The organism is Micromonospora sp. NPDC002411, assembly GCF_053592955.1.
Map to the genome: position 1 here is coordinate 1 of NZ_JBSFBM010000041.1, position 21,549 is coordinate 21,549.

Annotated in this window: 24 protein-coding genes, 1 tRNA gene and 1 other RNA gene; 15 read left to right on the forward strand and 11 right to left on the reverse strand. The window is 70.3% G+C overall.

Features of this window, described 5'->3' with window-relative positions; genetic code table 11:
- A partial coding sequence (locus ACWCO3_RS07910; protein WP_450009089.1) for a GntR family transcriptional regulator occupies positions 1 to 287 on the reverse strand: 287 nt, incomplete at its 3' end.
- Positions 288 to 475: 188 nt separating this feature from the next.
- Here ACWCO3_RS07910 and ACWCO3_RS07915 point away from each other — a divergent pair.
- Complete coding sequence (locus ACWCO3_RS07915) at positions 476 to 2,089, forward strand: carboxylesterase/lipase family protein (protein ID WP_450009067.1); 1,614 nt, start codon at positions 476 to 478, stop codon at positions 2,087 to 2,089.
- Between the two features lie 13 nt (positions 2,090 to 2,102).
- Here the strand turns inward: ACWCO3_RS07915 and ACWCO3_RS07920 are convergent, their stop codons facing one another.
- Together ACWCO3_RS07920 and ACWCO3_RS07925 are read right to left on the reverse strand one after the other, a co-directional pair.
- Complete coding sequence (locus ACWCO3_RS07920) at positions 2,103 to 2,597, reverse strand: hypothetical protein (RefSeq protein ID WP_208744912.1); 495 nt, start codon at positions 2,595 to 2,597, stop codon at positions 2,103 to 2,105.
- Between the two features lie 92 nt (positions 2,598 to 2,689).
- Entirely contained in the window at positions 2,690 to 3,244 is a 555-nt protein-coding gene (locus ACWCO3_RS07925) for a hypothetical protein (RefSeq protein WP_358052426.1), read from the reverse strand.
- A 136-nt stretch (positions 3,245 to 3,380) separates the two neighbouring features.
- Between ACWCO3_RS07925 and ACWCO3_RS07930 the strand changes: the two genes are divergently transcribed.
- On the forward strand, positions 3,381 to 4,013 hold the full coding sequence (locus ACWCO3_RS07930) for a DUF1349 domain-containing protein (RefSeq protein ID WP_355026529.1): 633 nt from the start codon (positions 3,381 to 3,383) through the stop codon (positions 4,011 to 4,013).
- Between the two features lie 62 nt (positions 4,014 to 4,075).
- Here ACWCO3_RS07930 and ACWCO3_RS07935 read toward each other — a convergent pair whose 3' ends face one another.
- Genes ACWCO3_RS07935 through ACWCO3_RS07950 form a run of 4 tightly spaced genes read right to left on the reverse strand, consistent with a single transcriptional unit; the run spans position 4,076 to position 6,529 of the window.
- Positions 4,076 to 4,732 carry a dihydrofolate reductase family protein gene (locus ACWCO3_RS07935; RefSeq protein WP_450009070.1) on the reverse strand — a complete coding sequence of 219 codons (657 nt, stop codon included), beginning with the start codon at positions 4,730 to 4,732 and terminating at the stop codon, positions 4,076 to 4,078.
- Positions 4,733 to 4,788: 56 nt separating this feature from the next.
- A complete protein-coding gene (locus ACWCO3_RS07940) occupies positions 4,789 to 5,502 on the reverse strand; it encodes an AraC family transcriptional regulator (protein WP_450009072.1) in 714 nt (237 codons plus the stop codon).
- Positions 5,503 to 5,561: 59 nt separating this feature from the next.
- Complete coding sequence (locus ACWCO3_RS07945; RefSeq protein WP_450009091.1) at positions 5,562 to 5,753, reverse strand: DUF397 domain-containing protein; 192 nt, start codon at positions 5,751 to 5,753, stop codon at positions 5,562 to 5,564.
- Positions 5,754 to 5,761: 8 nt separating this feature from the next.
- The gene (locus ACWCO3_RS07950) at positions 5,762 to 6,529 is read right to left on the reverse strand and encodes a helix-turn-helix domain-containing protein (RefSeq protein ID WP_450009074.1); all 768 of its coding nucleotides are present in this window, start codon (positions 6,527 to 6,529) and stop codon (positions 5,762 to 5,764) included.
- A 200-nt stretch (positions 6,530 to 6,729) separates the two neighbouring features.
- On the opposite strand from ACWCO3_RS07950, the gene ACWCO3_RS07955 reads away from it, so the two are divergent.
- The 3 genes from ACWCO3_RS07955 to ACWCO3_RS07965 all read left to right on the forward strand — a co-directional run bounded on the left by ACWCO3_RS07955 (position 6,730) and on the right by ACWCO3_RS07965 (position 8,174).
- Positions 6,730 to 6,972 carry a flavin reductase gene (locus tag ACWCO3_RS07955; protein ID WP_450009076.1) on the forward strand — a complete coding sequence of 81 codons (243 nt, stop codon included), beginning with the start codon at positions 6,730 to 6,732 and terminating at the stop codon, positions 6,970 to 6,972.
- Positions 6,973 to 7,083: 111 nt separating this feature from the next.
- Positions 7,084 to 7,515, forward strand: coding sequence for a YbaB/EbfC family nucleoid-associated protein (locus ACWCO3_RS07960; RefSeq protein ID WP_354882784.1), 432 nt, complete (start codon positions 7,084 to 7,086; stop codon positions 7,513 to 7,515).
- On the forward strand, positions 7,512 to 8,174 hold the full coding sequence (locus ACWCO3_RS07965) for a pentapeptide repeat-containing protein (RefSeq protein WP_450009078.1): 663 nt from the start codon (positions 7,512 to 7,514) through the stop codon (positions 8,172 to 8,174). Before ACWCO3_RS07960 ends, ACWCO3_RS07965 begins: the two co-directional genes overlap by 4 nt.
- Positions 8,175 to 8,242: 68 nt before the next feature.
- Here ACWCO3_RS07965 and ACWCO3_RS07970 read toward each other — a convergent pair.
- Positions 8,243 to 8,327 (reverse strand) — tRNA-Ser (locus tag ACWCO3_RS07970).
- 82 nt (positions 8,328 to 8,409) lie between these two features.
- Here ACWCO3_RS07970 and ffs point away from each other — a divergent pair.
- Together ffs and ACWCO3_RS07980 are read left to right on the forward strand one after the other, a co-directional pair.
- An RNA gene (ffs, locus tag ACWCO3_RS07975) (signal recognition particle sRNA small type) lies at positions 8,410 to 8,499 on the forward strand.
- A 234-nt stretch (positions 8,500 to 8,733) separates the two neighbouring features.
- Positions 8,734 to 11,598 carry a DNA polymerase III subunit gamma and tau gene (locus ACWCO3_RS07980; protein WP_450009080.1) on the forward strand — a complete coding sequence of 955 codons (2,865 nt, stop codon included), beginning with the start codon at positions 8,734 to 8,736 and terminating at the stop codon, positions 11,596 to 11,598.
- Between the two features lie 48 nt (positions 11,599 to 11,646).
- Here ACWCO3_RS07980 and ACWCO3_RS07985 read toward each other — a convergent pair whose 3' ends face one another.
- A complete protein-coding gene (locus tag ACWCO3_RS07985; RefSeq protein ID WP_145778526.1) occupies positions 11,647 to 12,336 on the reverse strand; it encodes a DUF998 domain-containing protein in 690 nt (229 codons plus the stop codon).
- Positions 12,337 to 12,588: 252 nt separating this feature from the next.
- Here ACWCO3_RS07985 and ACWCO3_RS07990 point away from each other — a divergent pair, with 252 nt between their 5' ends.
- The 8 genes from ACWCO3_RS07990 to ACWCO3_RS08025 all read left to right on the forward strand — a co-directional run bounded on the left by ACWCO3_RS07990 (position 12,589) and on the right by ACWCO3_RS08025 (position 20,371).
- Positions 12,589 to 13,164, forward strand: a complete 576-nt coding sequence (locus ACWCO3_RS07990) for a hypothetical protein (RefSeq protein WP_167524749.1) — start codon at positions 12,589 to 12,591, stop codon at positions 13,162 to 13,164.
- Positions 13,165 to 13,314: 150 nt separating this feature from the next.
- Positions 13,315 to 13,623: a YbaB/EbfC family nucleoid-associated protein gene (locus ACWCO3_RS07995; RefSeq protein WP_030489880.1), complete on the forward strand. Its 309-nt coding sequence runs from the start codon at positions 13,315 to 13,317 to the stop codon at positions 13,621 to 13,623.
- A gap of 8 nt (positions 13,624 to 13,631) precedes the next feature.
- Positions 13,632 to 14,225 carry a recombination mediator RecR gene (gene recR, locus ACWCO3_RS08000; RefSeq protein WP_145778528.1) on the forward strand — a complete coding sequence of 198 codons (594 nt, stop codon included), beginning with the start codon at positions 13,632 to 13,634 and terminating at the stop codon, positions 14,223 to 14,225.
- Positions 14,226 to 14,538: 313 nt separating this feature from the next.
- Positions 14,539 to 16,200 carry an ABC transporter substrate-binding protein gene (locus ACWCO3_RS08005; RefSeq protein ID WP_357935297.1) on the forward strand — a complete coding sequence of 554 codons (1,662 nt, stop codon included), beginning with the start codon at positions 14,539 to 14,541 and terminating at the stop codon, positions 16,198 to 16,200.
- 85 nt (positions 16,201 to 16,285) lie between these two features.
- On the forward strand, positions 16,286 to 17,290 hold the full coding sequence (locus ACWCO3_RS08010; protein WP_145778530.1) for an ABC transporter permease: 1,005 nt from the start codon (positions 16,286 to 16,288) through the stop codon (positions 17,288 to 17,290).
- On the forward strand, positions 17,287 to 18,249 hold the full coding sequence (locus ACWCO3_RS08015; RefSeq protein WP_030328130.1) for an ABC transporter permease: 963 nt from the start codon (positions 17,287 to 17,289) through the stop codon (positions 18,247 to 18,249). The genes ACWCO3_RS08010 and ACWCO3_RS08015 overlap by 4 nt, the downstream gene beginning before the upstream one ends.
- 8 nt (positions 18,250 to 18,257) lie before the next feature.
- A complete protein-coding gene (locus ACWCO3_RS08020; protein ID WP_450009084.1) occupies positions 18,258 to 19,271 on the forward strand; it encodes an ABC transporter ATP-binding protein in 1,014 nt (337 codons plus the stop codon).
- On the forward strand, positions 19,268 to 20,371 hold the full coding sequence (locus ACWCO3_RS08025; protein ID WP_145778532.1) for an ABC transporter ATP-binding protein: 1,104 nt from the start codon (positions 19,268 to 19,270) through the stop codon (positions 20,369 to 20,371). Before ACWCO3_RS08020 ends, ACWCO3_RS08025 begins: the two co-directional genes overlap by 4 nt.
- Before the next feature lie 60 nt (positions 20,372 to 20,431).
- On the opposite strand, the gene ACWCO3_RS08030 is transcribed toward ACWCO3_RS08025, so the two are convergent.
- Both ACWCO3_RS08030 and ACWCO3_RS08035 read right to left on the reverse strand, forming a co-directional pair.
- Positions 20,432 to 20,821, reverse strand: a complete 390-nt coding sequence (locus ACWCO3_RS08030) for a hypothetical protein (RefSeq protein WP_145785413.1) — start codon at positions 20,819 to 20,821, stop codon at positions 20,432 to 20,434.
- Positions 20,797 to 21,453, reverse strand: a complete 657-nt coding sequence (locus ACWCO3_RS08035; RefSeq protein WP_145778533.1) for an HNH endonuclease family protein — start codon at positions 21,451 to 21,453, stop codon at positions 20,797 to 20,799. Before ACWCO3_RS08035 ends, ACWCO3_RS08030 begins: the two co-directional genes overlap by 25 nt.
- Positions 21,454 to 21,549: the final 96 nt, after the last annotated feature.

Genomic DNA, 21,549 nt, shown 5'->3' on the forward strand with positions numbered 1-21,549 from the left:
GAGCATGCGACGAATCGCGACCGAGCTGGACGTCCCCACCATGTCGCTCTACCGGGGGTGGCCGGCTCCGCGCCGGTCACCACCATGCCCACGCCCGGCACCGCCCGGACCAGGCTCTCCTGCCGTAGGGCGGTGAGGGCGCGGCTGGCGGTCGCCATGGCGACGCCCCACTCCCGGACGATCTGCCGGGTTGACGGGACCCGGTCGCCGGGGCTCAACTCGCCCTCCGTGATGCGCCGCCGTAACTCGGCGACGATGCGCAGGTAGGGGGGAGTGAGGTCGTCCATCTCCGTCACCGGACCTCCGCTGCTCGGGAGGTGACCGTAGCGCACTAGAGCACTGGCTGCCGCCCTGCCGATCCTCGTGCGTCTCTCTGGCTGGCGTACTAGTGCCCTCTGGCCGCTCGGCTGCCGAGTCGACATGGTCGATGCAGCCCGGTGCGTACGCCGTACCGGCCTCGACGGAGGGGCAGACCATGACCAGCATCCCGTACCCCCGATGGGTCTTCGCACTGGGCGCTGTCGCGCTCCTCGCGCCGACGATGGTCGCCGGCCCGGCCACGGCCGACGACGACCGCCGGAGCGCGGCCGTCGTCCGGACCGACCAGGGCGCTCTGCGGGGCGGCGTCGCGGCGGATCACCTGTCGTTTCAGGGCATCCCGTACGCGCGTCCGCCGCTGGGCCCGCTGCGCTGGGCCCCACCGCAGCCCGGTCCGAAATGGACGGGGGTACGTGACGCGACTCGACCGGGTGCGGCCTGCGCGCAACTGAAGGGGTTACCGATGGACGCACCCTCGGAGTCCGAGGACTGCCTCTACCTGAACGTCACCACTCCGCGCTCCGCCGCACGGACACCTCGTCCCGTCATGGTGTGGTTGCACGGCGGGGACTTCCGGTTCGGAAGCGGAGACGGGTACGGCGGCCAGCGGCTGGCGGTCGGCGGTGACGTCATCGTCGTCACGCTGAACTACCGGCTCGGCGCGCTCGGTTTCCTGGCGCATCCGGCGCTGGCCGGCGCGGACGGGATCACCGGCAACTTCGCGTTGCAGGACCAGCAGGCCGCGCTGCGCTGGGTGCGGCGCAACGCGGCGGCCTTCGGCGGTGACCCGGGCAACGTCACAGTGTTCGGCCAGTCCGCAGGGGCGACCAGCGTCTGCGCGCAGCTCGCCGCACCGGCAGCCGCGGGCCTGTTCCACCGCGCGATCATGCAGAGCAACTCGTGCGCGAACCCGGTCCAGACTCGGGCCGACGCGGTCGGGGCCGCCGAGGAGTTCGCCCGGCGGGTCGGCTGCACCGCCCCGGCTGCGGTCGCCGCCTGCCTGCGCGCGACTGATCCCGCCCGGCTCGTCGAGACGGCCGGCTATCCGGGCGCGGGGATGGACCTCGGCCCGGTCGTCGACGGCCGCACGCTGCCGGTGGACCCGGCGTACGCGCTGACGACCGGCAGGCTGCACCCGGTGCCGGTGTTGACCGGGATGAACCGGCACGAGTCCCGGCTCGTGGTGTGGGGGATGGAACGCAGTGGGCTCAACTGCCCGAAGCCGCCGAAGCCGGACCAGGAGCCCGAGTCGTGCCCGCTCACCGACGAGCAGTACCGCGACCAGGTCCGCGCCATGTTCGGTGACCGGGCCGAGGAGGTGCTGGCCCACTATCCGCGCGACGAGGCGCAGCCCGCCAGCGCGACGTTGGGCGCGGTGCTGACCGATCACGACTACGCCGAGCCGGTCTACTCCGCGGCGATGGCGTTCGCTCGGCGGGTGCCGACGTTCGCGTACGAGTTCGCCGACGAGGACGCCCCGTTCTTCACCGAGGGGCCCGAGCCGACCTTTCCCGTCGGCGCGTACCACTGCGCCGAGTTGCCGTACCTGTTCACTGTCGACTACGCCGAGACGCTGACGCCGACCCAGCGGCGGCTCTCCGACACCATGGTCCGGACCTGGACCGACTTCGCCCGGACGGGCCGGGCGGGCTGGCCTCGGCTGGGTGGCGGTTCTTCCTACGTGCGGGTGCTGGCCGGTGACGGTGGGTCGGGAACGAACGATTTCGCGGCGGCCCACAAGTACGGCTTCTGGCGGTCCTTCGACCGCTGACCTGACCGGCGGTTCAGCATGGGCCCGCACCCTCGTCGAAGAGGCGGCGGGCCCAGTCCGCGTACCCCGCGATGGTCTTTCGGACCGTGCGCCCGTCGTGCAGGAACAGGTACGCGCGGTCGCCGCTGCGGGCGAGCAGCCCGTCGAGGCGGTGCGTCCCGTGTGGAGCGTCGAGCCGGGTGACCAGCGGGTAGCGCGCCCAGACCTGGTCGACGGGTGAGCCCGCGGTGATGCCCTCGGGTGTCCGCATTGGATCACCGACCCAGAGCAGCACCAGTCTGTCCTCCATGAAGACCGGGCTGACCGTGTCGTGGCCGACGAGCATGGGCCCGCAGGAATCCAGGCTGGTACGCAGGATGCCGCGTCGGGTCAGCTCGTCCTCGGTGTCGCCGAACTCGACGTTGCGCAGGCCGTTCAGGTCGATGATCTCCACGCTGCCGGCGGGCCGGCCGTCCGGGATCGACCCGGTTGGCGGTACGCCGCTGCCGGCGATCGAGGCAGCCGTCATCAGCATGGCAATAAAAGTAAATTGTCGCAATTTCATGGAATCCCCCAGTCCCCAACGGAACGGGAGCGTTCAGGTTGCTGGCGGCAGCCGGATTACTGGTTTTCCCACTGTTCGACCAGCTCGTCCCAGTAGTCGGCGCTGAGTCGACGTCGCCCGTGCGCCAGCCAACCCTCGGTGTTGCGCTCCAGGTGCAACCCCAGTTCGGCGAACGGGTCGATCCAATCGCCGGGCTCGACGCCGAGGCGGGCGAGCGCGCCGTTGATCGGCCACTGTTCGCGCGACGTGTCCAACTCGTCGTCGAAGTGCGGCCCCCAGGTCAGCGTCCCACCCAGCCACACCGCCGCCGACTGGTAGCCGGCGCCACCGCCGAACTCCGCCTCCAGGTAGGCCACCGGCCCCGCCTCCGACCAGCGGATCAGCGACTCGACGAGCGCGGGCGACAACACCAGGCCGAACGGGTGCTCGGCGCTGCGGTCGTCCGTCGCGAAATCCGGCAGCGACCCGGTCAGCTCCACCACCAACTGCGGGGTGACCGGCAGCAGCCCGAAATCCTGGCGCAGCTCGCCGAGGACCGCGTGATCCAGCTCGGCGGTCTGCTCGCGGAGTAGTTCGACGTCCGCGACCACCGCGCTGAGCTGGTATGCCATCGAATCCCTCCGCCGTCCACAGCCTGTGGATAGAACATGTGTACGACGGATTCCGGGCCGACCGGCGTCGATCCCCGGACCGTACCCGCCCGGCGGCGGCAGGTTTCCCGCCGGGACCCGTTGTACGGTCCTGGTCATGGCTGACCAGTTGATCGTCCCCGGTATGCCGTCCCCGCTCGCGCCGTCGCCCGAAGGGCTCTGGCGGGTGGACGAGGGGGCCGGTGCGGTGACGGTGTCGGCGCAGCCCCGCACCGACATCTTCATCGACCCCAGTGGCGGCGCGGGCCAGGATGCCCCGGAGCCCGTCCTCAACGCGGCGACGCTGCTCGGTGACCTGCCGCCGGAGGGGGACTTCCAGTTCAGTGCCCGCGTCTCCGTGGCCTTCGCCGCGACCTTCGACGCCGGGGTGCTCCTGATCTGGCGGGACGAGCGGTGCTGGGGCAAGTTGTGCTTCGAGTTCTCACCCGAGGCCGAGCCGATGATCGTGTCGGTCATCTGCCGGGGTGTCGCCGACGACGCGAACTCCTTCGTCGTGGCCGACCGGTCGGTCTGGCTGCGGGTCTCACGAATCGGCCGGGTCTACGCCTACCACGCCTCGCTCGACGGCAGGACCTGGCAGTTGATCCGCGTGTTCAGCTTCGACGGCGACACGGCCCGCGACCGGATCGGCTTCGCCGGTCAGTCGCCGACCGGCGAGGGGTGCGACGTGACCTTCGACAACATCAGCTTCCGGCCCGAACGCCTGGCCGACCTCCGCGACGGCTCCTGAGGTCTGGGTCGCTGTCCACAGCCTGTGGATAGAACATGTGTACGACCGGTAGGGGTGTCGCGTCAGTCGAGGACCGGCGTCGAGCGTCCGCTCGTCACGGTGTACGCGCCCGCAGGGAGCACGCCACGGTTCGTGGGAGTCAGCGTCAGTGAGACGACGCCGCCGGGCAGCACACGCTCGCTTCCCTCGGAGGCGAATGTCGCAGGCGTCGTTCCCTCGGGAAACAGGCGTTTTCCGGTGCCGACCACGACGGGGTACTGGAGTAGCCGGTAGAGGTCGACAAGCCCGGCCTGGTGCAGCTCCTGCACGAGTTTCCAACTGCCATGGACCTGGAGCTCCTTGCCGGGGAGCCCCTTGAGTCGGCGCACGTCGTCGACGATGCCGGTGCGGAGGACCGTGGTCGGGCTCCAGTCGGCCTCCTCGTCAGTCAGCGTCCTGCTGACGACGTACTTCGGCAGCGTGTTCAGCTTGGTGGCGATCAGGTTGCCGGGTGCGGTGACCTTGGGCCAGTACCCGCCGAGCAGGCCGTAGCTCGTGCGGCCGAAGAGGAAGGCGTCCGCCTCCCGGAACCAGCCCTCGACGACCTCGTTGGTGTGCGCTGATGCGTGCGGGACGAGCCATCCGCCGCGGTCGAAGCCGCCCGAGCGGTCCTCGTCGGGGGCTCCCGGTCCTTGCATGACCCCGTCGAGGCTGACGAAGACGTTGACGCTGAGCAGCACAGTTCTCCTCCGGATTCCGGTTCTTGGCAGCCGCCGGGGCGGCCGGAGAACGGACGTTAGCTGCCTGGCGACGGCTCGGTCTTGTACAGGAACGACATCGAAGCGCCGTCGACCGCTCGCAGCCCTCCCACGGTGCGCCCGACGTAGCGCCGCAGAGAGCGGGCCAGGTGAGCCTGGTCGAAGTACCCCAGCGTCTCGACGGCTGTGCTCCAACCGAGCCCGTCGCGCAGCATCGTGGCCGCCGCGTTCACGCGGTCGATCTGCGTCACGGCGGTGCGCGAGAGGCCGGTGATCGCGCGGTACTGCCGCTGAAGCGTTCGATTGGACGGCTGGTCCCCGGGGTGCCCGGCGAGGCGCTCCAGGCGTGACCGCACCAGCAGACCCGCGTCCCGCAGGCGCCCGACGAACTGCTCGATGTTTTCGTACGTCGGCGCCTCCCAGGCCTCGCCGCCGATGACTATCCGGCCCGAGTCCGTCACTGGGAAGGGCGCGTAATCGTCGACGATCGAGGCTGCGGGATGCGGCCGAAGAACGGTTCCGAGCGTGAGCCGGATGCCGAAGAACTCGGCGTCCGGCGGGACCGGCGCCGTGGTCGCCCTGGTCTCCGGCCCGCGCAGGCTGACAAGTAGCTGCCCCTGCATCCGCGTGAATATCAGTTGGCAGCATGTGCGCGCCGCCGATGTCATCGTGTCTTCCGCGTCGCTGCGGGTGCGCCACACACGATCGACGATGTCCGCGTGTGTCTCGGTGTCACGATGCTCGAATCGCAAGCGCAAGGCCCCTCCACTGCTTTCCAGCGGGCGTTGACTCCTCGAAGGGCGGGTCCTGGTCAGACCCGCGGACCGAGTCGGGTGACGAACGCGCGCCACGCCGTCGGCGTGAAGGTGAGCGCCGGGCCGGCCGGGTCCTTCGAATCGCGTACGCCGACGACGTCGGGCAGGTTGTCGGCGACCTCGACGCATGCGCCGCCATTTCCGCTGCTGCGGGTGCTCTTGCGCCATCGGGCGCCGTTCAGCTCCATGACGCCGTTCAACTCCATGACTCCGCCACCTCCGTGATGAGATCGACCGACTGCCGGTGGGACAGCGCCTCCCCGCGCACGTTCTCCCATGCCGCCATCATGGCCGCGATGTCGTCGGGGTCGCTAGCGACTTGTCCCTGGAGTTGGTTGTCCAGGTAGCCGGCGACCCGGTGGTCGTCGCTGTGCGCGATAACGAACGGCCCGTTCAGGCCGGCGTACGCGCCGACCGTGCTGGGCACGACGTGCACCCGGATGTGCGGTTCGGCGCACGCCGCCGCCACGGCCAACAGTTGCTCGCGCATTGTCGACCCGCCGCCTACCGGGCGGCGGATGACCGCCTCGTCGACGACGGCCGTGAACTGCGGCGGGTCGTCCCGTCTGAGCACGCTTTGCCGACCGAGCCGGACGGTGAGGAGCCGTTCGACGTCACCACGGGGGATCAGGCCCGCGCCGCTCAGCACCGCGCGGGCGTACGCCTCGGTCTGGAGCAACCCCGGCAGGACCGTCGACTCGAACCAGCGAAGCGACACCGCCTCGCGCTCGATCTCCTGCCACGGACGGAACCAAATGGGGTCACGACGTCTTGAAGTGTCCGGCCAGATGTCCGACACGTCCTTGTGAAGGGCTTCGGCTGCCGCAAAGCGGTGCCGAGGATGCGGGATGCGGCCCTCGGTCAACCAACGCCCCACGGTCTTCGGGTCGACACCGACGGTCTCGGCGAGGGATTCGATGCTGTGCCCGGTGTCGCTGAGCGCCACCCGAAGTGCGTCGTTCACGGCCCCTCCATCGGATGTCTCGAATATCTGAAAACCATATCGTTACGGGGTGTGCTTGTCCGGTAACGCGCCAGAGGGTGGTTCGCAGAAGACGGCGTGACCGGTGGAGGCGCAGGAGCCCGGCGGTCGGCGTCAGTCCGGGTGCCGTCCCGACGGGGAGGCGGGGCGGCACCCTTCCAGCGCCGAAGGAGGCCCCGCCCATGCCCCGCCGCCGCCACCGAAACCACCTACCGACCCGCCCCACCTGGCGCTGCGCGGCGTGCGGCATTGCCTGGCCCTGCTCCGCGGCGAAGCTGCGACTGCTCGGCGAGTACCGGCGTGACCGGCTGGCGTTGACCATCTACCTGGCGACACTCCAGGCCGAGGCCAGCACGCAGCTCTCCGAGGTGGACCCGGCCCGACTGACTGAACGCTTCCTCTCCTGGGCGCGCGCCCGGGGTTGAGGGTGTCGGGGGTGGCAGCTGCCGGCGTCTCACCTGGACTGTCGTGAAGGCCGCTCGTGTTAATCTCCCATCGCTGAGCATGATCACCTTGAGCGACCGAGGGGACACATGATGGCCGAGGTTCCCAACACGGCAGGGCTGCTTGACCCGGATGGCGCGATGGACCGGCTCGCGGAGTGGAAAGGTCGCCTCGACCAGCTGGCGACCGCCACCGACGCGATGAGTGACCGCATCCAGGCCCTACGGGTGACCGCTGCCGACGGCAACGGGCTGGTGGAGGTCACCGTCGACTCGGTGGGCGCATTGGTCGACCTGCAACTGGGCCAACGGATCCAGCGGGTCGCACCCGACGTCGTCGCACGGACGATCATGAACACGATCGGTGTCGCCAAGCGGCAGTTGGCGGACCGGGCGCAGGAAATCATCGGCGAAACCCTGGGCACCGATTCACCGGCCGCTCGTGAGATCGCCGAACGTGTCGGGCAGCAACTGCGCGCCGCCGACCCCGCCGTGGACGGGGCGGACGACCAGCACGGGCGGTGAGCAGATATCGACGGACCAGCGGCGACGTGATCCGCTGGCCGGACAACCCGGACGCTCGGGCCGCACTTGAGGAGTGGCTCGCCGCGTCGCCCGACACGGCGTACCTCACTGGTGATTTCCTCGATTTTCGCGGGGCGGACCTCAGCCGACTCGACCTGGCCGGCGCCTATCTCGCCAACTCCCGCCTGGCCGACGTCCGGTTCGAGGGGGCCAACCTCGCCGACGCCAACCTGGCCAACGCCGAGTTGGAGGGCGCGGATCTCACCTCCGCCGACCTGGCGAAGGCGACGGTGGTCGGCTGCTCGGCCGGTCGGGCGCGGTTCCCCTCGGCTCGCCTGTTCTCCGCGCAACTCGACCACGCCGTGCTGGCCGGGGCGGACCTCCGCCGTTCGGTCCTCAACTCCGCCACGCTCTACCAGACCGACCTGCGCGACGCCGACCTCGAACTGGCCAGCATGCGCTGGTGCACGCTGGGCAGTACGAGCATGCCGGTGATGTTGAGCGGCGCGCGGATGTTCGGCTGCCAACTCGACGGCGCGAAGGGTGCCGTCATCGGTCCGGTCCTCGTCGACGAGGGGGCGTCGCGGTCGCTGGGTGGCGTCGCGCTCGCGGCGTGGTTCTCCGGGCAGGGTGCGGAAGACGTCCAGGTGGTCGGCTGACGCCCTCGCAGACGACTCAGGGCCGGTCCCCGTGGGGCCGGCCCTGTCGTTGGTGCTGCTCACGCGAGCGGAGGATACGAGATTCGAACTCGTGAGGGTGTAAACCCAACACGCTTTCCAAGCGTGCGCCCTAGGCCTCTAGGCGAATCCTCCGCGAGCCAGGATACAGGCCCCCGTCGGGCGGGCCACCCCACCACCCCCTGAAGATCGACGGGCGGTCGGGTAGGCTTGGCGGCACCTCCCGTGCGGCGGTATCTCGTGAACCTCCCCAGGGCCGGAAGGCAGCAAGGATAAGCGAGCTCTGCCGGGTGCACGGGAGGCCTTTTTGTCTCCGGGGCCCTGCTCCGGGGCCTTGATCCACACCAGGTCGGCGAGGTGGGGCTGTCCCGGGCAGTCGATACCGCCAGATCGGCGATGTGGAGTCGATCAACCCACGGCAACGCGCGGCAACCCACGGCAACGCGGCGGCAGGGCGCGGCAGCCTCGGCCATTCGGCGGGGTGGGTGGTCACCCGCGCCCGACCGGCGCAGAATGGCTCGGTCGAGAGGAGGCGGGACGAGTGACGCTGGCGCTCTACCGCAAGTACCGGCCGCGTACCTTCGCTGAGGTCATCGGTCAGGAGCACGTGACCGAGCCGCTGTCGCAGGCGCTGCGTAGCGGCCGGCTCAACCACGCGTACCTCTTCTCCGGCCCTCGTGGCTGCGGCAAGACCACCAGCGCCCGGATCATGGCCCGCTCGCTCAACTGTGAGCAGGGCCCCACTCCCGAGCCGTGCGGCAAGTGCGCGTCCTGCCGCTCGCTGGCCGCCGACGGCGCCGGCTCGATCGACGTGATCGAGATCGACGCGGCCAGCCACGGTGGTGTTGACGACGCCCGTGAGCTGCGCGAGCGTGCCTTCTTCGCACCGGCCAGCAGCCGCTTCAAGATCTACATCATCGACGAGGCGCACATGGTCTCGACCCAGGGCTTCAACGCCCTGCTCAAGCTGGTCGAGGAGCCCCCGGAGTACGTCAAGTTCATCTTCGCCACCACCGAGCCGGAGAAGGTCCTCGGCACGATCCGGTCGCGGACCCACCACTACCCGTTCCGGCTCTTCCCGCCGAAGGTGGTCCGCCCGTACCTGGAGCAGCTCACCCAGGCCGAGGGCGTCGCCGTCGAGCCGGCGGTCTTCCCGCTCGTGGTGCGCGCCGGTGGCGGCAGCATGCGGGACAGCCTCTCCGTACTCGACCAGCTCATCGCCGGCGCCGGCGCGGAGGGGGTCAGCTACGCGCGGGCCGTCTCGCTGCTCGGGGTCACCGACTCCGCGCTGATCGACGAGATGTGCGACGCGCTGGCCGCCGGTGACGGCGCGGCCGCGTACGCCACCGTCGACCGGGTCGCCGAGGCCGGGCACGACATGCGCCGGTTCGCCTCCGACCTGCTGGAACGGCTCCGCGACCTGATCGTGATCCAGCAGGTGCCGGACGCCGCCGCGAAGGGTCTGATCGACGCCCCGGCCGACCAGATCGAGCGGATGGCCGCCCAAGCCTCGCAACTCGGCTCGGCCACGCTCTCCCGCTGCGCCGACATCGTGCACGACGGCCTGGTGGAGATGCGCGGCACCACAGCTCCCCGCCTGCTGCTGGAGCTGATCTGCGCCCGGATGCTGCTCCCCGGCGTGGACGACTCCACCGGCGGCCTGCTCCAGCGCCTGGAGCGGATGGAACGTCGGCTCACCCTGAGCGGCACCGACGCGCCGTCGGCCGTCGCCGGCTTCGCGCCGACCAACAACCCGGGGGTACGCCCACAGCAGGCCCCTCCGGTTCCGGCTGCCGCCAACCCCGCACCCGCCAACGCCCCGACCTCCGCACCGCCGTGGGATGTCGACCCGGCCGCGTCCCCGACCCGGAGCGCCGCTGCCCAGGGCACTCCGGCGCCGGGCGTCCCGACCGCCGATTCGCCGATCCCGGCGTCGCCCGGTGCGTCGGCGGCGACCACCGGTCTGGGGCCCGTCTCCCCGGCCGGCCCCGGCTCTGCTGCCCACGGTTCAGCCGGCACCCCTTCGGCTGGCCCTGGTTCGGCTGGCCCTGGTTCCGGTGAGGGCTCGTCGGCACCGCGCCGTGCGGTGCCGCCGTCGGCGGTGCTTCCCGACCCGGCCACCCCGGTGCCGCCTCGTCCGGGTGCGCCGGCCGCCGCGCTGGACGCGGTCGCGGTCCGCCGGGTCTGGCCCGACGTGGTCGGCAAGGTCAACCGGACCAACAAGCGGATCGCCGCCCTGATGCGCGACGCGGTGGTCCGCGAACTCGACGGCGACATGCTGGTGCTGACGGTGAAGTCGACAGTGCTGGCCAAGATGATGGCCGACCACTCGGCCGTGCTGACCGACGCGCTCTACGAGGAGTTGGGCGGGCGCTGGCAGATCCGGTGCGAGGTGGCCGGTGAGCGTGGCGGCGTATCGCTGTCCAGCCCGCAGCGCTCACAGCCCGCCGCTCCGGCCCGACCCGCCGCGCCGAACGCGACCGCCGCCGCCAGCCCGACGAGCGCGCCACCCGCTGCGCCGAGTCCGAGCGCCGCGCCGAACCCGAGCGCCGCGCCGAACTCGAACGCCGCGCCGAACTTGAATGCCGCGCCTGGCCCGAGCGCCGCGCCGAACCGTGAGGCCGTTGCCCGACCGGTGAGTGCGCCGACGTCGCCGGTTTCCACCGGCCCGACCAGCGCGCCGTCCGCCGCAGGTTCGGCCGGCGCTACCGGTGGTCGGCCCGGAGGCACCGCCGTTCGTGGCGGGCAGGGCGGCCACGGCGCGGGCCAGCAGGGTGGCGCGCAGCCCACGGCGGCGGCCGACGACGAGGACGACTGGCCGGAGGCAGCGCTCCCCGGCGGCGGTGCCCCCGTCGCCGAGGCGAAGGACGACGAGGACTGGCCGGAAGCCGCCCGCCCCGGCGGCGCGTCGGCCGGAAACACCCCCGGCTTCGCTGCTGCGTCCAGCACCGCACCGAGCAGCGGTAGCGCTCACGGCATCGGGGCGAACGGCTCCGGCGGGGCCACCGGTGGTGGTCAGGCGGGCGGGCGGGGCAACCCGACGCCAGCGGCCCGGCAGCCGGCGTCAGCCGGTGCCGCACCGGTGAGCAGCGCCATCGCCGCGGCTCGCGCGGCGGCGGCGGGGCGCGGTACGCGTACCCCAGCGGCGTCCCGGCCCATCGCGGACGCCGAATGGGCGGGCGAGCCGCCCTACGACCCGGACTTCGACGGACCGACCCGCGGTGGTCGGCCGGGTGGGGCGGCCCCGGCGGCGACTCCGGTCTACGAGGGCTTCGACCCGGGCGACGAGCCGTTGGACGAGGTCATCGACGAGAAGACCGCCCGGGAGTCCAGTGAAGAGCAGGCGGTACGGCTGCTCCGCGAGACCTTCGGCGCTGAGAAGATCGACGAGGTCGACGCCCGCTAACCCCGTCGATCATGGAGTTGTGGTGGTGACAAGCCGCCTGCTACTGGTCTATTCGGACACCACTACTCCATGATCGACGCGAGCGGGGGCGGGGGCTGGGGCTGGGGTTTCGGCTAGTAGGACTCCTAGGCAGCAGGTCCAGAGGGGGTAGGGCAGGACGGCTACTCGTTCCATGCCGCCCACGCCGATCCCGACCCCCTGCTGGGCGAAGAACAGCGCCGTCCCGGCCAGGGCGATGATCCCGGCGGTGAGGGTGAGACGTCGCCACCGGCCGAGCGGCGTGGTGCCCGGCGCGAAGCCGGCGAGGAGCAGACCGACGTTGCCCAGGCCCATGATCAGGAATGCGCCGAGGACGTGCAGGTTCTCGTCGACGTCGGCCGGGTAGAGGGCGACCAGGGCGTACCCGCAGGCGGCCAGCAGCAGGAGCGTCTGGGCCGCGCGCACCATGCCCCCGCGACCGAGGATCCGCCAGGTCAGCAGGATTCCGACGGCGAGCAACACGGCGGTGGTGAGTGTCGCGACGTTCGTGAGCGGATGCCAGGGCGAGCACACGTAGCGGGGGCGACTGGTGTCCCAGATGCCGCAGTGCGCGTTGCCGAGGTCGCTGATGTTGTGGGTGGCCCAACTGTAGGTCGGGTCGCGCCACCGCAGACCGGTGACCAGATTGGCGACGAGGAAGAGCGGGGCGGCCGCAACCCAGCACAGCGCGCCGATCCGGCCGGAGCGGCTGATATTCATGCCCTTGAGCACACCAGGTGGGTGGTTCGTGGCGCACTACCGGCAGATGGCCGGTTCGGGGTAGTGCCAGCCGTACCCGTTGCGGGGATGGACGGCGTGTCGCGGCGTTGCCAGGATGTGTGAATCGCCACCACCGAGGACCCCGCCGCGCCGGGCACGCGTGTGCCGACGGAGGCGGAACCGTTCACCGGGCAGGGCCCCCACCCGCCGGTCAAGCCGTGGTGGCATCGCCTCGTCCTGATCGTCAGCCTCGTGGCCGGTAGCCTCGCCGGACTGGCCTTCGCCCTGGCGACCCCGTTTCTGTCACTGATCGCCCTGGGTGCCCTTCAGGGCGATCAGATGCCCGAGCCGAGGCCTGACCTCGGTGCGCTGGTGGTTGCCGGTCCGGCTGACTCGACACCAGCCGTTCCGATCGCTACCAACGACACTGTCGACTTCGACCGGCTCCTGCCGGGCGCGGACACGCAGCACCTACTGCTGACCCCGCAGGTACGCGCCGACCTGCGCCATGCCGCCGGTGCGGCGTGGACCCAACCGGACAACACCGCCGTCACGGTCACCCTGCTCGAATTCGAGTCCAGCCAGGCGGCGGCGGAGTTCAGCCACTCCTGCATCGAGTTGCAGTTGGCGAACCACGACAAGGTCACCATCGCCGGCCGCGACGGGCCAGCGATGGCCTTCCTGGAGGCGGAGGCGCGCGCGATCTCGGCCGTCGAGATGGCTGACGAGGTCCTCATCTTCGTCCGCGCGGTCAGCCCCGCCGACCGGCTCCCGGACACCGTCGTCGCCGTCGAGTCGCTGTTGCGCGAGCAGCGCGACCGACTTTGAGCCACGCCACCCCCGCGCGGCCGCTTTCTGGGCCCGGCGTGGGCGGACGCACCGGGCGGGGCAGGGTCGGTCCCAGCGGATAGGCTGGGCGGCGGCCGAGCAGACGAGTGCGAGAAGGAGCCATCCGTGCGCCCAGGTGGACAGCCGAACATGCAGCAGATGCTGAAGCAGGCGCAGAAGATGCAGCAGCAGATCGCCGCCGCCCAGGCCGAGCTGGCCGAGGCCGAGCTGACCGGCACCGCCGGCGGTGGGCTGGTCACGGCGACCGTCTCCGGCTCCGGTGAGCTGAAGGCCATCAAGATCGACCCGAAGGCCGTCGACGCGGACGACGTGGAGACGCTTGAGGACCTGGTCGTCGCCGCCGTGCACAACGCCGCCGAGGCGGCCCGCGAGCTGACCGAGCGCAAGATGGGCCCGGTCGCCGGTGGCATGGGCGGCCTCGGCCTGCCCGGTTTCTGAGCCGGCAGATGTACGAAGGTGCCATCCAGGACCTGATCGACGAGCTGGGCCGGTTGCCGGGCGTGGGCCCGAAGAGCGCCCAGCGGATCGCGTTCCACGTCCTGTCGGCGGACCCGGCCGACGTCAACCGGCTGGCCGGCGCCCTGCGCAAGGTCAAGGAGCTGGTGCGGTTCTGCACGACCTGCTACAACGTGGCCGAGTCCGAGCAGTGCCGGATCTGCCGCGACCCGCGCCGCACCGACGAGGTGCTGTGCGTGGTGGAGGAGCCCAAGGACGTGGTGGCCATCGAGCGGACCGGTGAGTTCCGCGGTCGCTACCACGTGTTGGGCGGTGCGATCAATCCGCTGGAGGGGATCGGCCCGGACAATCTCCGCATCCGGGAGCTGCTGATCCGACTCGGCGGAGGCGCGGTGCGGGAGTTGATCCTGGCCACCGATCCCAACACCGAGGGCGAGGCGACCGCCACCTACCTGGCGCTGATGGTGAAGCCGATGGGCATCTCGGTGACCCGGCTGGCCAGTGGGCTGCCGGTCGGCGGCGACCTGGAGTACGCCGACGAGATCACCCTCGGTCGGGCCTTCGAGGGCCGCCGCGCGGTCTGATCCCCTTCCTTACAGCCGATGGCCGGCACCCCCCGGGGTGTCGGCCATCGCTTCGTCACTGCCCGGAATTGATCTGACACTTGATCCCTCATCGGGGCTGTTCGACGTAACAGTTTGGCATCGCGGGTGCGGATTGATCGGTTTGAGGGGTCATTTACCTTCGAATCGAAAGTCAACCGGCGCTTGAGGCACGATCCGATACCAACCGTCCACCTGGCAGTTTCCGGGTGGACGTAACGAGAGCTATGGTCACCGCCATCGGTGACCCCTGTCACCACGTTGTCCGTACCCCCAAGGACGAGGTGAAGCACACATGCGTGCACCCAGGCCGAAGGTCGCGATCGCGGCCGTCGCGGTCGCGGCCCTCGCGGTAGCAGGCTGCGCCGAGAGCAACCGCGACGACAAATCCGGCGGTAGCAAGAAGGACACCCTCGTCTTCGGCGTAGCCGGAGACCCGAAGGTGCTCGACCCGAGCTTCGCCAGCGACGGTGAGTCGCTGCGCGTGGCGCGTCAGGTCTTCGAGACTCTGGTCCGGCCGGAGGAGGGTGGCACCAAGGTCACCCCGGGTCTGGCCGAGTCCTGGACCCCGGACGCAGCGGGCACCACCTGGACCTTCAAGCTCCGCTCGGGCGTGAAGTTCCACGACGGCACCGACTTCAACGCCGAGGCCGTCTGCGTCAACTTCAACCGCTGGTACAACGCCAAGGGCCTCATGCAGAGCCCGGACGTGACCGCGTACTGGCAGGACGTCATGGGCGGCTTCGCCAAGAACGAGGACGCGGAGCTGCCGCCGAGCCTCTTCAAGTCCTGCGCCGCCAAGGACGCCACCACTGTGGACCTGTCCTTCACGCGGGTCTCCAGCAAGATCCCGGCCGCGCTGATGCTCCCCTCGTTCTCCATCCACAGCCCGAAGGCGCTGCAGGAGTTCGACGCGAGCAACGTCGCGGGCACCGCCGAGGACATCAAGTACCCGGCGTACGCGACGGCGCACCCGACCGGCACCGGCCCGTTCAAGTTCAAGGCCTGGGACGTCGCCAACAAGACGCTCACCCTGGAGCGCAACGACGACTACGCCGGCACCAAGGCCAAGCTGAAGACCCTCATCTTCAAGACGATCTCGGACGAGAACGCCCGCAAGCAGGCGCTGCGCTCCGGTGACATCCAGGGCTACGACCTGGTTGGCCCGGCCGACGTCGAGCCGCTGAAGTCCGAGGGCTTCAACATGCTCACCCGCCCGGCGTTCAACGTGCTCTACCTGGCGATCAACCAGAAGGGCAACCCGAAGCTCGCCGACATCCGTGTCCGGCAGGCCATCGCGTACGCCCTGAACCGTCAGCAGCTGGTCACCTCCAAGCTGCCGCCCGGTGCCAAGGTCGCCGACAACTTCATGCCGGACACCGTCGAGGGTTGGAACGGCGACGTCACGAAGTACACCTACGACCCGACCAAGGCGAAGGCGCTGCTGGCCGAGGCGGGCGCGTCGAACCTGACGCTGAAGTTCCACTACCCGACCGAGGTCACCCGGCCGTACATGCCGAACCCGAAGGACATCTTCGAGCTGCTGTCGGCGGACCTGAAGGCTGTCGGCATCACCGTCGAGGCGATCCCGCTGAAGTGGAGCCCGGACTACCTGAACGCCACCACCTCGGGTAGCAAGCACGACATCCACTTCCTGGGCTGGACCGGTGACTACGGCGACGCCTACAACTTCATCGGTACCTTCTTCGACCGGCCGAAGGACGAGTGGGGCTTCAACAACAAGGCCCTGTTCGACCAGTTCAAGGACGCGGACACCACCGCTGACATCGCGGCCCGGACCGAGAAGTACAAGGCCCTGAACAAGTCCGTCATGGACTTCCTGCCCGGTGTGCCGATCTCGCACTCGCCGCCGGCGATCGTGTTCGGCAAGGACGTGACCGGCGTCAAGGCGAGCCCGCTCACCGACGAGCGGTTCTCGACCGCCGAGTACAAGTAAGTCCTGATCTGACGCAGCAAGGAACGCGGGCGGGCGCTGTCGCACAGCGCCCGCCCGCAACCCTCCGCACCCCTTCGAGGCCGCCGTGTTCCGGTTCATCGTCAGACGCCTGCTTCAGCTGATACCCACGCTGTTCGGGCTCTCCCTCCTGCTCTTCATCTGGCTCCGCCGGCTCCCCGGCGGCCCCGAGACCGCCATCCTCGGCGAGCGCGGCACCCCCGAGATGCGGGCTGCCATCCGGCGCAACATGGGGCTCGACGAGCCCATCCTGGTGCAGTACGGCCGTTTCGTCCGTCGGCTGATCAAGCTCGACCTGGGCACCTCGACCTCCACCAAGCGGGCGGTCACCACGGAGTTCATCGAGCGCTTCCCCGGCACCGTCGAGCTGACCATCACCGCGATGATCATCGCGATCGGTGTCGGCATCCCGCTGGGTTACCTGGCCGCCCGTCGTCGCGGCCGCTTCCTGGACCACGCGTCCGTGGGCGGCTCGCTGATCGGCATCTGCATCCCGGTCTTCTTCCTGGGCTACGTGCTCAAGGCGATCTTCTCGGAGAACCTGCACTGGTTCCCGTCCAGCGGTCGGCAGGACCCGACGCTCGGGGCGACCCGGGTCACCAACTTCTTCGTCCTCGACGGGTTGATGACCCGTGAGTGGGACGCCGCGGCCGACGCCCTCTGGCATCTGGTGCTGCCCAGCATCGCGCTGGCCAGCATTCCGCTGGCGATCATCGTCCGGATCACCCGGGCGAGTGTGCTGGAGGTGCTCAACGAGGACTTCGTACGCACCGCCGAGGCCAAGGGCCTGACCGAGCAGACGGTCCGTCGCCGGCACGTGCTGCGCAACGCGATGCTGCCGGTGGCCACCTCGATCGGTCTGCTCGCCGGCGGCCTGCTCTCCGGCGCCGTGCTGACCGAGACCGTCTTCGCCTTCAGTGGCATCGGAGCGTTCGTCGCCGAGGCCATCGGCCAGCGCGACTATCCGGTGCTGATGGGCTTCATTCTGATCATCGCGGTGGTGTACGTGCTGGTGAACCTGCTGGTCGACCTCTCCTACAGCTTCATCGACCCGAGGGTGAGGGTGCGATGACACTCAGCCCGGGCAAGAAGCGCGAAAAGATCGACCGGCTCTCCGAGTTGGCCGCCCGTGACGACGAGCGGGGCGTCAGCCTGTGGCAGGAGGCGTTCCGCCGGCTGCGCGGCAACCCGGCCGCGATCGTCGGCGCGGTCATCCTGGCGCTCTTCGTGCTGGTCGCGGTGCTCGGCCCGTTCCTCGTGCCGTACGCGCCGACCGACACGATCGGCATCCGGGAAGGGCTGATCAAGCCGGGTGTCATTCCCGGCCCCGACGGTGACCACTGGTTCGGGTACGACCACCAGGGCCGGGACGAGTTCAGCCGGATGATCGTGGGCGCCCGGCAGACCCTGCTGGTCGGTGTGGTGTCCACCCTGATCGGTCTGGCCATCGGCGCGCTGATCGGTGGCATCTCGGGTGCGGCGGCCGGTCTCGGTGGCCGGTGGGGGCGGTGGGTCGACACCACCCTGATGCGCTTCATCGACATGCTGCTGGCGATGCCGAGCCTGCTGCTGGCGGTGAGCATCGCCGCCCTGCTCGGGGCCAGCCTGACCACCGTGATGATCGCGGTCGGCGTGGTCTCGGTGCCGGTATTCGCCCGGCTGCTGCGCGGCTCGATGATCTCCCAGGCCAACAGCGACTACGTGCTGGCGGCCACCTCGCTCGGCGTGAAGAAGTCGAAGATCGCGCTGACCCACGTGGTGCCGAACTCGCTCGCGCCGGTGATCGTGCAGGCCACCCTGACCCTGGCCACCGCGATCATCGAGGCCGCGGCGCTGTCCTTCCTCGGCCTGGGCAACCCGGACACCGCCGTACCGGAGTGGGGCGTCATGCTCGCCGACGCGCAGCAGTACCTCGGCATCCGGCCGTCGCTGGCGATCTACCCGGCCGTCGCGATCATCATCACCGCGCTCGGCTTCACCCTGCTCGGTGAGGCGATGCGTGAGGCCCTCGACCCGAAGCTGCGGAAGTAGGCCCAGTAATGGCACTGCTCGAAGTTGATGATCTCTCCGTCACGTTCGCCCGGCGCGGCCAGCGGGCCGTGCACGCCGTCGACGGGGTGTCCTTCTCGGTCGACGCCGGTGAGGTGGTCGGCCTGGTCGGCGAGTCTGGCTGCGGCAAGAGCGTCACCTCGCTCGCGATCATGGGCTTGCTGCCGAAGCAGCCGGGCCTGCGCGTCGGCGGCAAGGCCGTCTTCGACGGCACCGACCTGCTCCAGCTCGACGACCGGTCGCGGCGGGACATCCGTGGTCGGGACATCGCGATGATCTTCCAGGACCCGCTGTCCTCGCTGAACCCGGTGATTCCGATCGGGTTGCAGGTGACCGAGGTGTTGACCCGGCACCGGGGGATGAAGGGTGCGGCCGCGGCGAAGGAGGCGGCGGAGCTGCTGGACCGGGTCGGCATTCCCGACCCGAAGCGGCGGCTCAAGGAGTACCCGCACCAGCTCTCCGGTGGGATGCGCCAGCGTGCGCTCATCGCGATGGCGGTGGCCTGCCAGCCTCGGCTGCTGATCGCCGACGAGCCGACCACCGCCCTGGACGTCACCATCCAGGCCCAGATCCTGGAACTGCTCAAGGAACTGGTCCGGGACTCCGGCACCGCACTGCTGATGATCACGCACGATCTGGGTGTGGTGGCCGGCATGTGCGACACCGTCAACGTGCTCTACGGCGGCCGGGTGGTGGAGACGGCCCGCCGCCGTCCACTGTTCCGCCAGCCGCGGCACCCGTACACAGTGGGTCTGCTCGGCTCGGTGCCCCGCCTGGACGCCGGGCGGGGCGAGAAGCTCAGCCCGATCCCCGGCTCGGTCCGCGACCTGCTGCCCTGGCCGGAGGGTTGTGCCTTCGCCCCGCGCTGCGCCCGGCGGACCGACGAGTGCGTGGGTGAGCCGCCGGAGTTGGTGCAGGCACACGACGGACGTAGCTACCGGTGCGTCAACCCGGAGCCGGTGCCCGGCATGGTGCCCGCCCCGCGCGAGGAGGAACCAGCGTGAGCGACAACGACATCCTCGTCGAGGTACGCGACCTGAAGGTGCACTTCCCGATCAAGCGGGGTGTGCTGTTCGACCGGGTGGTCGGCCACGTCAAGGCCGTCGACGGGGTGGACCTCAGCATCCCGCGGGGCAAGACGTACGGCCTGGTCGGCGAGTCCGGCTGCGGCAAGTCCACGCTGGGTCGGGCGCTGCTCCAGCTCACCCCGCCGACCGCCGGCGAGGTCGAGTTCGACGGCGTCGAGCTGACCACGCTGCCGTCGGGCAAGCTGCGCAGCATGCGTCGCCGGATGCAGATGATCTTCCAGGATCCGATGTCCAGCCTCGACCCCCGGCAGAACGTCGAGTCGATCCTGACCGAGGGCATGCAGACCCACGGGATCGGTGCCGACCGCACCGACCGTCGTCGGATCATCGGCGAGACCCTGGACGCGGTGGGGCTGCCCCGCTGGGCGCTGTCCCGCTACCCACACGAGTTCTCCGGTGGGCAGCGGCAACGCATCGGCATCGCCCGCGCGCTGGTGCTCGGGCCGGAGCTGATCGTCGCCGACGAGCCGGTCTCGGCGCTCGACGTCTCGATCCAGGCCCAGGTGGTCAACCTGCTCGACGAACTCCAGGACAGCCTCGGGCTGACCTACCTGGTGATCGCGCACGACCTCGCGGTGGTCCGGCACATCTCCGACACCGTCGGCGTCATGTACCTGGGCGCGCTGGTCGAGGAAGCGCCGAGCGACCGGCTCTACACCGAGCCGCTGCACCCGTACACCCGGGCGTTGATGTCGGCGGTGCCGGTGCCGGACCCGGATGTGGAGGACCGTCGGGAGCGGATCCTGCTCGCCGGTGACCTGCCGTCGCCGGCCAACCCGCCGTCCGGCTGCCGTTTCCACACGCGCTGCCCCTGGGCGCAGCCCACCCGCTGCGCCGACGAGCGACCCGTGCTGCGGGAGATCGGCGTCAGCCGGGTGGCCTGCCACTTCGCCGAGCAGATCGCCAGCGGCGAGCTACGCCCGCACCAGGTCAGCGCGCAGATCGTCCGCCCCGAGGACGAGGGCGAAGCGCCCGCCGTGGTCTCCGCGCCCACCGAGCCCGGCTCGTACGTCTGACGAAGCCCGCTCGCCCCGATCAACGGTCGGGGCGAGCGCGGCGGGCCGGTCGACGGGGGTTCAGCCCTCGGGTCGGTTCAGCAGGCCCACGGCGACACCGTGCACCGCGTCCAGCCCCGCCGGATCGGCCAACGCCACCGACGTGCCGGTGACCGCGTACCACTCGTCCGCGTCCTTGTACTGCACCCGAAGGGTGACCTTGCCGTCGGCGTACTCGGTGCGCAGGGTCAGGTCGCCGGTGACGACGCCGACCTCGTCGGTCATCACGCCGCCGGGGCCGGGCACGATGTCTGAGGTACGGCTCTGCGGGCTGGCCGCGCCGCCGGAATCCGCGACCATCCCGGCACCCGGCACGGCGGCGGGAGTCTCGGCAGTGCCGTCGGCGGTCATGCCTGCGGCCGCCGGGCCGCTCTCCTCAGCGGCCGTCACGACGCGTTTCCCACTGTGCAGCCCTCCAGCATGTCGGTCAGGGCGGTTTTCTCGGCGCTGGTCACCGTCAACCGCCAGTAGTGCTTGACCGTCACCCAGCTTTCGGCGTACTTGCACCAGTACTCGCGGTTCGCCGGCTTCCACTGGGACGGGTCCTGGTCACCCTTTGCCCGGTTGGAGGACGCGGAAACCGCGATGAGCTGCGGACGTGTGGTGTCGTTGGCGAAGTCGCCACGCTTTTGGTCGTCCCACTCGTCGGCGCCCGAGCGCCAGGCGTTGGCCAACGGGACCATGTGGTCGATGTCCACGTCCGAAGGGTCGGCGGCGCTACGGCCGTCGTACACGCTCTCCCAGCGCCCGCCGACCACGTTGCAGCCCGAGAGCTTCACGTCCTTGCCGTCGCGCTGGAGAATGCTGTCCCGCACGTCGCAGTTCTTGCCGGTGTTCCGCCAGTGCGGGAAGTGGTCTCTGCTGTAGCCCTTCATCGAGCCGGCAGTTGCCACGGTGAGCTGGCCGAGTTGCTGTACGGCGTTGCCGCCGTCGCTCGGCGACTGAGTGTCCGGCTCGTCGGGCGGGACGCAACCGGCAACGCCGAGCGCCAGCGCCGCGGCGAGCGCGGCCACCGCCGCTCGCGGTCCTGATGTGGTACGCACAGACGACACCTCTCCAGCTTGCGGTCTCCCGGCGACTGCGCACAGTACCCGGGCCAGGTTTTGGCAATTCGTGGCGTCTCCCACTTGTTACAGGGC

What these genes read in the sequence shown, in the direction of transcription:
- ACWCO3_RS07955 (WP_450009076.1), top strand. Translation starts at nt 6,730, where the DNA reads ATGCCCCGCCGCCGCCACCGAAACCACCTACCGACCCGCCCCACCTGG.
- ACWCO3_RS07930 (WP_355026529.1), top strand. Translation starts at nt 3,381, where the DNA reads ATGGCTGACCAGTTGATCGTCCCCGGTATGCCGTCCCCGCTCGCGCCG.
- ACWCO3_RS08015 (WP_030328130.1), top strand. Translation starts at nt 17,287, where the DNA reads ATGACACTCAGCCCGGGCAAGAAGCGCGAAAAGATCGACCGGCTCTCC.
- ACWCO3_RS08020 (WP_450009084.1), top strand. Translation starts at nt 18,258, where the DNA reads ATGGCACTGCTCGAAGTTGATGATCTCTCCGTCACGTTCGCCCGGCGC.
- ACWCO3_RS07960 (WP_354882784.1), top strand. Translation starts at nt 7,084, where the DNA reads ATGGCCGAGGTTCCCAACACGGCAGGGCTGCTTGACCCGGATGGCGCG.
- ACWCO3_RS07925 (WP_358052426.1), bottom strand. Translation starts at nt 3,244, where the DNA reads ATGGCATACCAGCTCAGCGCGGTGGTCGCGGACGTCGAACTACTCCGC.
- ACWCO3_RS07985 (WP_145778526.1), bottom strand. Translation starts at nt 12,336, where the DNA reads ATGAATATCAGCCGCTCCGGCCGGATCGGCGCGCTGTGCTGGGTTGCG.
- ACWCO3_RS07915 (WP_450009067.1), top strand. Translation starts at nt 476, where the DNA reads ATGACCAGCATCCCGTACCCCCGATGGGTCTTCGCACTGGGCGCTGTC.
- recR (WP_145778528.1), top strand. Translation starts at nt 13,632, where the DNA reads ATGTACGAAGGTGCCATCCAGGACCTGATCGACGAGCTGGGCCGGTTG.
- ACWCO3_RS08005 (WP_357935297.1), top strand. Translation starts at nt 14,539, where the DNA reads ATGCGTGCACCCAGGCCGAAGGTCGCGATCGCGGCCGTCGCGGTCGCG.
- ACWCO3_RS07920 (WP_208744912.1), bottom strand. Translation starts at nt 2,597, where the DNA reads ATGACGGCTGCCTCGATCGCCGGCAGCGGCGTACCGCCAACCGGGTCG.
- ACWCO3_RS07945 (WP_450009091.1), bottom strand. Translation starts at nt 5,753, where the DNA reads ATGGAGCTGAACGGCGCCCGATGGCGCAAGAGCACCCGCAGCAGCGGA.
- ACWCO3_RS07995 (WP_030489880.1), top strand. Translation starts at nt 13,315, where the DNA reads ATGCAGCAGATGCTGAAGCAGGCGCAGAAGATGCAGCAGCAGATCGCC.